The sequence below is a fragment of the Candidatus Nitrosotalea bavarica genome, from assembly GCF_900167955.1.
In the GTDB taxonomy this organism is placed as follows: Archaea; Thermoproteota; Nitrososphaeria; order Nitrososphaerales; family Nitrosopumilaceae; genus Nitrosotalea; species Nitrosotalea bavarica.
Map to the genome: position 1 here is coordinate 309,336 of NZ_FUYK01000007.1, position 12,430 is coordinate 321,765.

Below are 12,430 nucleotides of genomic sequence, written 5' to 3' on the forward strand. Positions count from 1 at the left end.
GAACTAATTCTAAAAATCTAGTTTGATATTTAGATGAAAATTCTGTCACAGGAGTTGAATTCCATGTGCTCGTCTGTGAACTAATAATTCTTCTTCGCTTGAAAGTACATATCCACACATTTCACATCTTAGAAAACCAAAATCTTCTATTGGCACCTCTTTAGATAGTAAAAGATTCGCGGAATCAATTTTACGTATGCTATACTCTGTTCTACTACTTTCCTTGAGAAATGACTCTAGAACTTTCTCTACATCCAGCGCATTTAACATAACAGATGACCCTTCTATCTTTGCATCATACTGATGCTTTTTTAGATAATTTTGTAACTCTGATGCTAGTTCTATATCCTCTGCACAATCTATGGCAACCATCATGTTATTTCATAACGACCATATGAGCAATATGTCTTGCTAGAATTATATTCGAGTATAGTTTACAAATATTGTAAACTTGTTGATTTCTCAAATGATAAGAAAATCCCCTTTGCCGGATAGATAGAAAAATAGACCTTTCAACTTTTGAATCTATCATCAGGGGCTTTCGTTATTGGTTTTTAAGAGGATGGTTTCACTTTTTTTTAAAAATTCTAACAATAAACAATCCAGAACCAGCTAAACCTACCAAAGAACCCACCACCTCAGTTCATTTTCCATTATCGGAGGGACGTATTTGAATTCCTACCAAATTCATAATGATTCCTACTACGAAGGCTATTATTCTTGTGATGCTCAGAACACGATTTACCATATTCATCAGATGAGAGACTTGAATTGAAAATATCTCTTTTAACTAGCGTAATGGACAATCACTATGAGTCTAACTAAATGGAAAATGGTTTACTCTCTATTTCTACATTGGAATATGTGGGTCTGTAGAAAACTTGTTTCCATATTTGATTTTATGATACAAAATGATCTAAGGCTACGAATATTTTTCTTTGTCACAATAAGTAACTACCTGTAACATTCTTATCCCAGTCATCATTATACTGTAAACATGAATCTTTTTTGGAAGAAATTTAAATGTGAGAAATGCACATTGAAGTTTTCAAAATATGAAGATCTAATAAGCCATGCTAGACATGAACACCATCACGAGATAATAAAATGCATGGAATGTGGGAAGGAGTTCATCTATGAAGCAGATAGACTACACCACTCAAGAAAGGAACACGAGAAAAAAATGTTTGGACGTATTCACAAATATGGGAATAAACATGAGAAAAGTTCACCCTCATCTGCTCAAGACAACGTGGATAAATACACCGGACACTTTAGCGATAAACTTTGAATAATTGAGTTAAAAATAAAGTGTAATTATTTACCATCTTGTGGCGCAACAACTTGTGGTGTAGTCATAACAGATTCTTCCCCTAGATTGAATATTTCCTTATTGAGCCATGCCCAAAAGTTTTTTTCAAACATCACTACTCTTAAGACTTCGACACCTGCTACAACTGCTCCTACACCAAACGAGAATCCGCTTACAAGAAGTGAAGGAATTGCAATATCTCTGCCCCATGCTCCAGTTCTTAGTGTTAGCTCATAGTCTTTATCTTTCCCAGTAATTAATATCTCGACGTCTCTTACGCTACCAGTTACAAGCGAAGGAATTCCGCCCTTGTATGCTTTGATACTGTGATAACCTTCGAATGTGTCTTCATGGATTATTTTCAATCCCAACTCTTGCAAATGGTTCTTGGTAGATATAACTAGTCTGTCTACATCTATTTTGCTTAAAATTACTCGTTCTTCTCTCATGGTATAATATGGAAGATAGGCTAGATAAAAGAATGTTTTAGATTTTTACTTGATCCAAAAATGTAGCAGATGTCAAGTACCTGATATGAGAGTAACACCCTATGTATCAGTCTGGTAAGGTCCAGATACTAACTTGGAATAATTTTCAGGCCCACTATATTCATAAAATTATCTAAATTCACTTAAAACAAGGTAGAAGGAATATGCTTCAATGTTACATGAACTCATAAGGTCTGCATTACATGATTCCATATTTATAAAATTTGGACTGTTGGGATTATTTTTCAATGGAATGTTTTCAAGTTTTATTCCTATTCCCACAGAACTTACCATTTCAGCATTATTACTACGAGGAATAAATCCACTTGACGTGTTTTTGGTATCTACTGTTGGCTCCATAATTGGCGGATATATTGCATATTATATTGGATATAATGGAAGGCTGTTGAAAAAACTCAGAAAGACTCCAGAGGGAGGAAATGAGAAAAAAAGCATCGGCCTGATGACAAAATACGGCTGGTTTGCAATAATTTTTCTTTCTCCCTGGATTCCCATACTTGGAGATGTCATATCGATCATAGCTGGAGTCAAACGATATGATATTAGGAGATACACAATTGCAATGACAATTGGTAAAACTGTAAAAGCTGCAGCTATAGTATTTTTTGGACTTCACTTGATACATTGGCTGTTTAAAATGACACATTAGATTTGTAGTATTTGATGGTATGAGAACACGTTCTTATCATATTCTGTAGTCACAATTTTCAAACTAATTACTAGTCCGAGATATTTTCGTGAAGAAATTTCATACAATATGAGATATTGCACACTTTTTTATTAGTGTGTCCTATAATCAACATATTGCAAGTCTGGAATCAGAAAATTAATCAAAAAAAGTTTTTTGCTGAAATCGTTGGTACGTGTATTTTAGTTATTGTTTCTGCAGGACCGGCAGTATTGAATGCAAAGTATGCAGGAATGTTTGGACCTTGGTTTCTTGCACTATGCCCAGCGGTTGGAGTTGGCTTGGCAATATGTGCATTTACCAAAATTTCAATGGCACACTACAACCCAGCAGTAACAATTGGGTTTCTGATAACAAAACACATGCCACGAAATCTTCTTGGGCTATACCTTACGGCGGAATTTATTGGTGCATTTTTGGGCATTCTTTTTGTCAAATATGTGATTGGCACACAAGCCAATCTTGGAGCTAATGCACCAAACTATGCATACCCAACACCAGTGATCTTTGGAGTAGAAGTTTTGGCTACTATGTTTGTAATGGGAATTACTTTAATTGTTGTTCATGATAGAGGACACCATGGACCAGGATGGGCTGCCGTGGGTGCGGTCATCGGATTGGATATTTTCTTTTTTGGAACCGTATCAGGTGCATCCATGAATCCAATTCGCTCGATGGCATCAGCAGTAGCATCTGGTTACATACACGACTTGTGGTTGTATTTGACTGCACCCTTTGTAGGTACTAGTATTGTTGCATTTGTGTATAGAATAAAGTTTAAAAAAAGTGGATCCAAGTAAAATAATCTTCATGTCATTTCTTTCTTGAAATAATTTATTTTACAAATTCATCAAGTGGATTTAGATTTTCTTACATGTTATAACATCAGTCAAAAGTTTCATATTTTTATATTCAAATGATGTTTTCATAATTGATATTCTATGTGATACTTAAATGGTTAATTTCCTTTTTTAATTCATTGATAAAAAGAGCACTAAAAAAGATCCTAGTACCAATGGATGGTTCCAAGAGTTCCTTTAGTGCCCTAGATGAAGCAATCTATATGGCAAGCCAGTTTGATGCCCAGATAACTGTATTGTATGTTTTGCATGTTGCATATGACAATCCCGATTTGGTTAATACTCCAGAGACTAGAAAACTCCTAAAAAAAGTCACAAAGTTTCTTGAAAAGGCAGAAAAACAAGTCATGAAAAACAAAATCAGTTTTAAAAAGGAGACATTGTTTGGGCAAGAATCAAAAAAGATTGTCGATTATTCCCAAAAAGAAAAGTTTGATCTCATAGTAATGGGTTCAAGGGGACTAAGTTCGATAAAGAGAATGATTCTTGGAAGTGTGGCGTCTTCAGTTGTCACCAAATCCAAAATTCCAGTACTTGTGGTAAAATGATAAATGTCTAATTTTGGCTATACTTTTCTCTTAAAACACATCATCAACAAAGGTTTAAGGTTAGTTTTAGCCTAAATGTAGTATGGAAATAAAAAATCCACTTTATCTCAAAAATAATAGTACATTATCAAGATAGGATTAACAAACTTAGAGATGATAATAATTTTGAAATTCATACCAAGTTGGCAAATGGATTCATTGATGAAATACTAAAATCTATTCCAAATTTGGTTAACACTTTAGGTAGTGTCGATAAAGTAATTAAAATTGATAAAACCAAATTTCCTGATTATCACAATATCATATGTATGGTATTGGATCAATACATAAAAGATCTTAATGCAGACTGGAATACTCTGGAAAATCAATTAGCACACAATACTAGTTATTTAAAACAGATTAAGAAAGAAATAGAAATTACGGATGCAATAAAAAAAGATTGCAGTTGTAGCTCATAATGAGAGATTCCCATGATGATAAAAAAAGATTACATGAGCATGTCTCATCAAATAATGCAAAGTTAGTTACAAGTTCATTCCCAATTTATCTAAGGAGTTATCCTTATGACTTTGGTTTTACTGCATGTAATTATAATGTGGCACTAGGTTTGAGTCTGGTAAGGTCCAGCTACTATCATGGTTTGAAAAATAATTCTCGTTTAGTTGGGGTGTTGTACTTTTAGTTCAGCACTCTTCGAACTTTTTCAAATTTTTTAAAAATTAGGTTCAAACTATTTAAATGAGAATTTAACAGCGCCAGGTAAGGGATTCGAACCCCTGCGTGCCGAAGCACAACCGCTACCTTGTATTTGATCTCGAGGCGGTCGCCGTTCCACTTGGCTAACCTGGCAGCATGTCAAGACTCTGGTTTTGGTACATAAATACAATGAGAATAAGTGATCAGCTGATCAGATATATAATAAAAGATATAAAGTAGACAATTTATTATATCAATAATAAATGGAGACCATTACCAAGAAGACAGTCTCAGTAGAGTTTGAGGGTAAGATGTATGTTCTTCCAGATGAGGTTACAATAGGCATGTTCTTGGTACAACTTGGTCTTTCAGAAGATACGCCTGTCAAGATGACAATTACCAAAGAAGGCTTTCTACTTGTTCCCCAAGTCTTAAAAAATTGATAATAGATAGTTTATTATTGATATTTGACAATTCTGTGAAGTGGAAATAATTGGCAAAGACTAGAGTTTCTATAACCATTGACGATGATACTGCCAAAGCCATTGAACTCTATTATCGCGAAAAGGTCAAAGTAGCGGTAGAAAAAGGCGAGCCAATTCCAAAACTCTCAAACATTTACGAGGAAATAATTGAAAAGGGCTGGGAATCACGACCTAGTATAAAAAAGAAATAAACATGCAAAAATCTAGTATCTTGTAGGGAAATATTTTGGGTCTAGATCTAAAACAACTATGTGTTAGAGAAAAAACAAATCTTGAATCCTTTGCATCAAAAATTGTCGCAATTGATGCGTATAACGCAATATATCAATTTCTTTCAATCATACGCGGTCCTGATGGTTTGCCCTTGTCTGATCACAATGGGAGAATCACTAGTCACATCAGCGGACTGTTTTATAGAAATATCAATTTCTTGTCACTTGGAATAAAACCTGTCTATGTTTTTGATGGAAAACCTCCATCTTTAAAATCTGCTGAAATTCAAAGAAGAAAACAGGTGAAAAAAGACGCTACAATAAAATATGAAATTGCAATTAGTGAAGGAAATTATGTCGAGGCAAAAAAGTTTGCACAACAAACATCCGTACTACGAGATGATATGGTTGAAGAATCGAAAAAGTTTCTAGACCTTTTTGGTATACCTTGGATACAAGCACCATCAGAAGGTGAGTCAACTGCGGCACATCTTACTAATACTGGTCAGGCATATGCTTCAGCAAGTCAGGACTTTGATTCTTTATTGTTTGGTGCAAAAAGGCTGGTACGAAATTTTACAAACAGTGGAAAAAGAAAACTACCCAATAGGAATACTACAATAGAGATTGAACCCGAACTTATTTTATTAGAAAAAACACTTGCAGAACTTGGGGTTACAAGGGAGCAGCTTGTGGATATTGGGATATTGATAGGCACGGACTTTAATCCTGATGGCTTTGAGAGGATTGGTCCCAAGACTGCCTTGAAGATGGTAAAAGAGCATGGGAATCTAGAAAACATACCGCAAATCCAGGATAAATTAAACGAGATAGACTACAACCAGATACGTGAGATATTTCTTAAACCCAAAGTGGCAAATGTATCTGAGATAAAATTTGGAAATGTTGACTATGTAGGAATAGTAAATTATCTTACAAAGGAGAGGAGTTTTTCACTAGACCGTGTTGACACATCATTAAACAGATTGAAAAAATCATATGAAAAGAAGAGTCATAATTTAGACCAGTGGTTTGGCTGATAAAAATTAAGATTTATAATTGTGAAAAGTGGATCTCTTATCTGAAACGTGATTAGTTGATGAATAGAAAAAATCTTGTAATTTTGGTGTCATGTATGATTGTTATTGGTATAATCAGTGCTGGCTTTACAATCCATGCAAATAACACAGTCATGACATCCGGGTTTTTTACCAAAGCATCTGCACAGCAACAATCATCTAATTACACTCTTTATACAAATTCCATTCCAACTTGGATTAGAAATGTTACAAAATGGTGGTCTGAAGGTCAGACTAGCGATTCTGATTTTTTAAATGCCATACAATACCTGATTGACACTGGTGTCATTCATGTATCTAAAACATCTTCATTATCTTCGATTGCAAACCAAAACAGTACCATGACGCAAAAGATTGATGATCTGCAAACTAGATACAATACCCTGCAGATTAAATACAATGATCTTTTGAAACAGATCCAAAATGTACCTGGAAATCAAATAACTAATTCAAACAATTACGCTGAATCAATTTCTGCTGTAGCGGTATATCCAATTGTACAAAGTGATGGTTTCTTTCAGACTAGTGTTTACAACGGAACTATATTGAAGATAACAGTTGATATCCGAGATGGTACAGGTCTTGTACTTGCAAACACTGCAATACCTGAAGGTGTAGACTTTCAAAATTCAGCCCGTATCGCAGTACAAGTAGCTCATAACATAACAGGAGTGGACTTGTCAAACAAGGATGTAATCTTTTCAATTACCACTGATAATCAAAACTTGCAGGCAGTAGATGGTGGAAGTGCTGGAGGAGCAATGACTGTATTGCTAACTTCGGCAATTCTTGGAAAATCCATTAATGGACATGTATTGATGACTGGAACAATCCAGCCTGATGGTACCATAGGTCCAATTGGTGGAGTTTTGGAAAAAGCTCAAGCTGCAGCAAATTATGGTGCCAAAATATTTCTTGTTCCTACGGGTCAGGGGGTTGTAGATGAGCAGCATTGCACACAATCAACTCAAGGCCCATTTGTATACCAATCATGCAGTCCTCAAGAGGTATCACTAACATCTATCATGGAGAGCAAGTATGGCATGAAGGTAATTGAAGTAGGAAATATCAATGATGTTTTAAAATATTTCAATAGTTCTGAATAATGCCTTATCAAATGTTTTTAATTTAAAATCAATTTTTTATTTTGAATTTCCTGAGAGTTTCTTTCGTTTCTCTTCTATTCTTTTTTCTGCCTCTAATCTCTCAAGTTTGTAGGATTTCATATCTGCAAATTTAATTATAGTAGACAGGTTTGGATGTACTTTGTTTATTGCTTTGAACATTTCCTGTGCAGCTTTTCTATAGTCCTGGTGTCCCTGCGGAACAGTTCTTAATTCAATTAGATGTACTGCTTCTCTGAGATTTAATTTCATAAAATATGGATAATTGTATGCAAAGTTTACAACATACTGGGCCTGTTCTGGCATCTTTGTCTTCAAAAGTTCAAAGACTTGTTTTGAATTGTACATACAATCATCATAATCTTTTTTGATTCCTAGTTGTATGATTTCATCTGGAACGACATATCCATGATCTGTTGTAAGCAACTGTCTTTCAAGTGTCAAGACTCGATGTCTATGAAAGTCTCGAAACATTCCAAAGTTTGTCAAAAAATCAAAAGTGTATTCAGTCATTTCAAATGCGCGTGGAGGTCTCTGTCTTCTGTTTTCTCTTAGACTTGCAAATATGCCAATTATTTTTTTTCTATCTGATTGATTTATCTTTCTGACCTGGACAAGTATCTCTCTAAATGAAACTCCGTTTGACTGTTCATATAATATGGAAGATATTATCTTCTCTTCTGCCTTATTCTGGGATTCAAAATCAACCAAGTCTACAAGAAACTTTCTTTTTCCTTTTGTTTTGAGATATTTTTTATTTAATACACTTGATTTTGTCTTTATGCTATCAAGATATTTCTGCAAGGCTTTACCGTGGTTATCATCAGCCCTTCTTACAAATGACTTGATTATGGTATTTAGCTCTCTGTGAATTTTCCCAGCTAGCATCCTTTCTTCTTCTAGATCTGAAGAATATAGTATAGTTAACAAGTACTCAAACGCTCTTCCATTTCCAGTAATTCCAACATTAGTCAGAGTAGACGCTGGAAGTATTCCTCGGAGAATGTCTAGGGCTTTGGCTCTAATGGTGGCATTGTAAATTCTAGTTGCAGATTTTATATCATCTTCGCCAGAGAGTTTTGAGTATTCTACATCAACTCCTTTTGAATTTCTAAACTTTTGATTCTGTATTGGCTCTTGTTCTTGCATATAGTTTATCACCGGCTGGATGTTTTTTGAATAAACTTCAAAGTCTAGATTGCATGCCTCTAGATATTTATCAGCATACTTTGAATTCATTATTTCAGGTTCTCTGTAAAACTTGAACTCGTCATTTACTTTTTTATCCCAAGCAACATATCTTGATGATTTTTCAAGATATGACAATCCAATTCTTCTGTCTTCTATTTTTTTTACAGCGATGTTTGACAGACCTTCAATTGCAATCTGGGCTTCACCAAGCTCTGCAACTGAATCATCTCCATACTCTAGTAATACTTTATCGTAAAACTCTTCGCCACGATTTTCATTTTGTAAAAATTCGTCAAGAAATATCTTTCTCATGCTTTTATCAGTTCTACTATATCTTGACATCAGAGCTCCTCTGTCAACCTGTCTTGGGCTAATTATGGCAAATACAGAATCGTCCACATTTGAAAAATGTTTCAACAAACTTTGCTTTTCAGAATTTGAAAACTCGGACAACACGATTTGAATTCAACCCAATTATAAATAACTACTTCTTTCCAATCTGGATCAAGTCTGACGGTCCTGTCTTTGGTGTATTATGTTTTGATTGCCATCTAAGCAAAACTTCTTTAAATGATTCTGCTTCTTGCGAGTCTTCTGTATACATTAAAGTTGTCACCCATTTCCCATCTCCTGCAGTACCTCCCATGGAATTCATCCAAAAATCTGTTGGCATGTTTTCAAATGCTTTGTGTTTTTCATCCCTGCTCATATCCACCCACCGTTTGGAGACAAAGTGTAGTATCTGATCTAACTCTTCTTTTGTAATCATTATTGGACCATTACTAATCCTATGATTATAAAATTACGTATTTTTTCATTTTTTCAAGGATCATTAGCTAAAATGATCTTACCAAAACTTGAAAGCTTGTTAACACTTTGTTGATTATATGAAATTTAGAACACCTATTCTAATGAGCAAGGAAGAGATCGAATTTATCGGCAAGCAAGTGAAGGACATGTACGGCACCTATATCGGCAAAGTCATAGGTACCATAACTGACATCGATGGAAGTGTACAAACCGTAGGTGTTGATTGTGGTTCTGAAGGACTAAAGCAGATAGCATTCGAGCAACTAGTCATACAAGGACAATATGTAATCTTCATCCCTAGGTGGAGATTAGATGCACAAAGATTGTTGCGCGAGAAGGGGCTTACCATGCGCCGTATACGTGCTCTGATGGATATCGTATCTGAAAACGATGACATGAAAGAGGATGCTGAACTGATCCATGAGAAGTATAGGATAAAACTGTTAACTCTGGATGAGACCGAAAAACAAATCAAAGAAAAATTAGAGAAAAGACTTGCAGAACTTGAGAGTCAGCTAAAGTCAATCCGGATGCTAAGATTTGACGCAAAGTTGCAAAACAAGAGCAATGAAATATCTGATGCCAAGTTTGACCTAGTCAAGACTCACACGGTCGAAATCATCGAACACATCGAACATGAAAAGGCAGAGATAACAAGTATCCAACGTCGCATCAACGATCTTTCAGTTGAGAGTGGAGAGCGCATCGAGAGTCCAAAACAGGACGTTCATTCAGCCGCCATTTCATATCTTGGAAAGGTAGAAGATCCTTCAACTTCAGTGCCACAGACTCCCATATCTACTAGCCCAGTAATTGGTACCAGTATTCCCACTGCACCGACACCACAGCCAGTAGCAATTGGAGCCGATGGTGATGAAGCCCAGCAAGATTCAGATTGGCTTAAGAGAATATCATCGTCTTAAAATAATCTGATGGGACGAAGGATTCGCTCCCAACTCCAATTTGAGCGAACCTTTTTTTTAACATACATACAACTAAACCATGTTGGATTCTACTTATGAGATAGGTCTTGGGAACAATGATCTCAAGACTAGAAGTGATGCAGCTAGAGATGGCATAAAATTTTGGGAAACGCAAGCTGCAAAACTCTACTGGTTTGAAAAGTGGCATACTGCTTTGGAATGGAATCCTCCATTTGCAAGATGGTTTGTAGGGGGCAAGATTAATGCTTCATACAACGCATTGGATGTAACTGTAAAGAAAAATCCAAACAAAAAGGCCATAATATGGGAAGGCGAGGATGGAACAAAAAGAGAACTGACATATCAAGAACTGCTGTCAGAAGTGTGCAAGCTTGCAAACGTGCTAAAATCTCTTGGAGTGAAAAAAGGTGATAGAGTAACTGTTTACCTTCCAATGGTGCCTGAATTGATAATGTCCTTACTTGCATGTGCAAGAATTGGTGCAATTCATACTGTAATATTTTCAGGCTTTAGTGCCAAATCCATTAAGGATAGAGTGGAGGATTCCAAATCCAAAGTTATAATCACTTCCGACGGAGGAAAAAGACGTGGCAATATTATACAATTAAAAGATATTGTAGATGAAGCAATTTCAGACCTTGACTTTGTTGAACACATACTTGTTTTAGAACACACAAAAAATAACATCGCTATGACAAAACGAGACAAAAAATGGCACGAACTAGTTGCAAGCATGTCGCCAATATGTAATGCAGAAGTGCTTGATAGCACACATCCACTTTACATTCTCTATACTTCAGGAACTACGGGAAAACCAAAGGGAGTATTACATGGTACTGGCGGTTATCTTACTCATATTTACAGCACGTTCAAGTGGATTTTTGATATTCGGGATTCTGATGTTTATTTTTGTACTGCTGATATGGGATGGGTTACTGGGCATAGCTATATTGCATATGGTCCGCTAATGCATGGTGCTACTCAGATAATGTATGAGGGAGCACTAGATTATCCAACACCTGCAAAAATATGGGAGATTGTATCAAGATACAAAGTTACAATTTTGTATACTACTCCAACTGCACTTAGGATGTTTATGAAGTTTGGAGATGAACTTCCAAATTCAAATGATCTTTCTAGTTTGAAATTACTTGGAACGGTTGGAGAACCAATCAATCCACAAGTTTGGAAATGGTATTTTAAAATAATCGGAAAAGAAAAATGCCCGATTGTAGATACATGGTGGCAAACTGAAACTGGAGGTGCACTGATCTCGCCAGTTCCAGGACTGGAAACAATTCCGCTAAAACCCGGTTCTGCAACAAGACCTGTTCCAGGAGTTTCATTGTCTGTAGTTGACGAACATGGAAAAGAGGTAAAACCTGATTCCAAAGGGTATCTAGTAGTTACAAATCCTTGGCCTGGAATGCTCCTAACATTATGGGGAGATGATGAAAAATACAAAACAGTCTACTGGACAAAGTACAAGAACGTGTACTATCCGGGCGATTATGCGATTAAAGACAAAGATGGATACATTTGGATGCTTGGAAGAGCAGATGATGTGCTCAAAGTGGCAGGACATAGGCTAGGTACTGCAGAACTAGAGAGTGCTTTTGTCTCCCACAAAGCTGTAGCAGAAGCGGCAGTATGTGGAATACCGCATGAAGTAAAAGGTGAGGCCATCATATCATTTGTCGTACTAAAAGAAGGGATTACTACAACTATGCAACTAAAGGAGGAATTGACAAATCACATTAGAAAAACAATAGGACCTATTGCAGCTCCTGATCAATTGTATTTTGTAAAAAAACTTCCAAAGACACGAAGTGGTAAAATCATGAGACGGCTCTTAAAGGCAATGGCAAAAAATGAACCAATTGGTGATATCAGTACATTGGAAGATGAAGCATCGGTAGATGAAATAAAGGCAGCACTTGCAGAACTACAACAAACACTAGACAAGTTCTAA

Annotated in this window: 16 protein-coding genes and 1 tRNA gene; 12 read left to right on the forward strand and 5 right to left on the reverse strand. The window is 35.8% G+C overall.

From position 1 onward, the window contains the following. Positions 1–45: 45 nt before the first annotated feature. Positions 46–375, reverse strand: coding sequence for a hypothetical protein (locus C0Q33_RS05050; RefSeq protein WP_101477470.1), 330 nt, complete (start codon positions 373–375; stop codon positions 46–48). Positions 376–997: 622 nt separating this feature from the next. On the opposite strand from C0Q33_RS05050, the gene C0Q33_RS05055 reads away from it, so the two are divergent. Continuing rightward, positions 998–1,291 (forward strand): hypothetical protein, encoded by a 294-nt coding sequence (locus tag C0Q33_RS05055; RefSeq protein WP_101477471.1) that lies wholly within the window; start codon positions 998–1,000, stop codon positions 1,289–1,291. 26 nt (positions 1,292–1,317) lie between these two features. Here the strand turns inward: C0Q33_RS05055 and C0Q33_RS05060 are convergent, their stop codons facing one another. Next, positions 1,318–1,761, reverse strand: a complete 444-nt coding sequence (locus tag C0Q33_RS05060; protein ID WP_101477472.1) for a hypothetical protein — start codon at positions 1,759–1,761, stop codon at positions 1,318–1,320. Positions 1,762–1,972: 211 nt separating this feature from the next. Here C0Q33_RS05060 and C0Q33_RS05065 point away from each other — a divergent pair, with 211 nt between their 5' ends. The 5 genes from C0Q33_RS05065 (at position 1,973) to C0Q33_RS09080 (ending at position 4,599) form a co-directional block, all read left to right on the forward strand. Further along, positions 1,973–2,470 carry a YqaA family protein gene (locus C0Q33_RS05065; RefSeq protein WP_101477473.1) on the forward strand — a complete coding sequence of 166 codons (498 nt, stop codon included), beginning with the start codon at positions 1,973–1,975 and terminating at the stop codon, positions 2,468–2,470. A 155-nt stretch (positions 2,471–2,625) separates the two neighbouring features. Further along, complete coding sequence (locus C0Q33_RS05070) at positions 2,626–3,309, forward strand: MIP/aquaporin family protein (protein ID WP_101477640.1); 684 nt, start codon at positions 2,626–2,628, stop codon at positions 3,307–3,309. Positions 3,310–3,488: 179 nt separating this feature from the next. Beyond that, positions 3,489–3,917, forward strand: coding sequence for a universal stress protein (locus C0Q33_RS05075; RefSeq protein ID WP_133121015.1), 429 nt, complete (start codon positions 3,489–3,491; stop codon positions 3,915–3,917). Positions 3,918–4,099: 182 nt separating this feature from the next. Then, on the forward strand, positions 4,100–4,375 hold the full coding sequence (locus C0Q33_RS05080) for a hypothetical protein (RefSeq protein WP_101477475.1): 276 nt from the start codon (positions 4,100–4,102) through the stop codon (positions 4,373–4,375). Further along, positions 4,375–4,599: a hypothetical protein gene (locus C0Q33_RS09080; RefSeq protein WP_133121016.1), complete on the forward strand. Its 225-nt coding sequence runs from the start codon at positions 4,375–4,377 to the stop codon at positions 4,597–4,599. Before C0Q33_RS05080 ends, C0Q33_RS09080 begins: the two co-directional genes overlap by 1 nt. A 71-nt stretch (positions 4,600–4,670) precedes the next feature. Here C0Q33_RS09080 and C0Q33_RS05085 read toward each other — a convergent pair. Continuing rightward, positions 4,671–4,766, reverse strand: a tRNA-Ser gene (locus C0Q33_RS05085). Between the two features lie 110 nt (positions 4,767–4,876). Between C0Q33_RS05085 and C0Q33_RS05090 the strand changes: the two genes are divergently transcribed. Genes C0Q33_RS05090 through C0Q33_RS05105 form a run of 4 tightly spaced genes read left to right on the forward strand, consistent with a single transcriptional unit; the run spans position 4,877 to position 7,495 of the window. Next, entirely contained in the window at positions 4,877–5,056 is a 180-nt protein-coding gene (locus tag C0Q33_RS05090) for a hypothetical protein (RefSeq protein WP_101477476.1), read from the forward strand. 50 nt (positions 5,057–5,106) lie between these two features. After that, a complete protein-coding gene (locus tag C0Q33_RS05095) occupies positions 5,107–5,289 on the forward strand; it encodes a hypothetical protein (RefSeq protein WP_101477477.1) in 183 nt (60 codons plus the stop codon). 35 nt (positions 5,290–5,324) lie between these two features. After that, entirely contained in the window at positions 5,325–6,350 is a 1,026-nt protein-coding gene (gene fen / locus C0Q33_RS05100) for a flap endonuclease-1 (protein WP_101477478.1), read from the forward strand. A 59-nt stretch (positions 6,351–6,409) separates the two neighbouring features. Further along, positions 6,410–7,495, forward strand: coding sequence for a S16 family serine protease (locus C0Q33_RS05105; RefSeq protein ID WP_101477479.1), 1,086 nt, complete (start codon positions 6,410–6,412; stop codon positions 7,493–7,495). Between the two features lie 36 nt (positions 7,496–7,531). Here the strand turns inward: C0Q33_RS05105 and C0Q33_RS05110 are convergent, their stop codons facing one another. Continuing rightward, a complete protein-coding gene (locus tag C0Q33_RS05110) occupies positions 7,532–9,157 on the reverse strand; it encodes an FAD-dependent thymidylate synthase (protein WP_101477480.1) in 1,626 nt (541 codons plus the stop codon). A 31-nt stretch (positions 9,158–9,188) separates the two neighbouring features. Next, positions 9,189–9,473 carry a hypothetical protein gene (locus tag C0Q33_RS05115; protein WP_101477481.1) on the reverse strand — a complete coding sequence of 95 codons (285 nt, stop codon included), beginning with the start codon at positions 9,471–9,473 and terminating at the stop codon, positions 9,189–9,191. A gap of 118 nt (positions 9,474–9,591) precedes the next feature. Here C0Q33_RS05115 and C0Q33_RS05120 point away from each other — a divergent pair, with 118 nt between their 5' ends. Together C0Q33_RS05120 and acs are read left to right on the forward strand one after the other, a co-directional pair. Then, positions 9,592–10,437 (forward strand): CdvA-like protein, encoded by an 846-nt coding sequence (locus tag C0Q33_RS05120; RefSeq protein WP_101477482.1) that lies wholly within the window; start codon positions 9,592–9,594, stop codon positions 10,435–10,437. Between the two features lie 79 nt (positions 10,438–10,516). Beyond that, positions 10,517–12,430, forward strand: a complete 1,914-nt coding sequence (gene acs, locus C0Q33_RS05125; protein WP_177996806.1) for an acetate--CoA ligase — start codon at positions 10,517–10,519, stop codon at positions 12,428–12,430.

Bases quoted from the DNA above. Each gene is read 5' to 3' on its own strand.
- C0Q33_RS05050 (WP_101477470.1), bottom strand. From the start codon at position 375: ATGATGGTTGCCATAGATTGTGCAGAGGATATAGAACTAGCATCAGAG.
- C0Q33_RS05055 (WP_101477471.1), top strand. From the start codon at position 998: ATGAATCTTTTTTGGAAGAAATTTAAATGTGAGAAATGCACATTGAAG.
- C0Q33_RS05060 (WP_101477472.1), bottom strand. From the start codon at position 1,761: ATGAGAGAAGAACGAGTAATTTTAAGCAAAATAGATGTAGACAGACTA.
- C0Q33_RS05065 (WP_101477473.1), top strand. From the start codon at position 1,973: ATGTTACATGAACTCATAAGGTCTGCATTACATGATTCCATATTTATA.
- C0Q33_RS09080 (WP_133121016.1), top strand. From the start codon at position 4,375: ATGAGAGATTCCCATGATGATAAAAAAAGATTACATGAGCATGTCTCA.
- C0Q33_RS05090 (WP_101477476.1), top strand. From the start codon at position 4,877: ATGGAGACCATTACCAAGAAGACAGTCTCAGTAGAGTTTGAGGGTAAG.
- C0Q33_RS05105 (WP_101477479.1), top strand. From the start codon at position 6,410: ATGAATAGAAAAAATCTTGTAATTTTGGTGTCATGTATGATTGTTATT.
- C0Q33_RS05115 (WP_101477481.1), bottom strand. From the start codon at position 9,473: ATGATTACAAAAGAAGAGTTAGATCAGATACTACACTTTGTCTCCAAA.
- C0Q33_RS05120 (WP_101477482.1), top strand. From the start codon at position 9,592: ATGAAATTTAGAACACCTATTCTAATGAGCAAGGAAGAGATCGAATTT.
- acs (WP_177996806.1), top strand. From the start codon at position 10,517: ATGTTGGATTCTACTTATGAGATAGGTCTTGGGAACAATGATCTCAAG.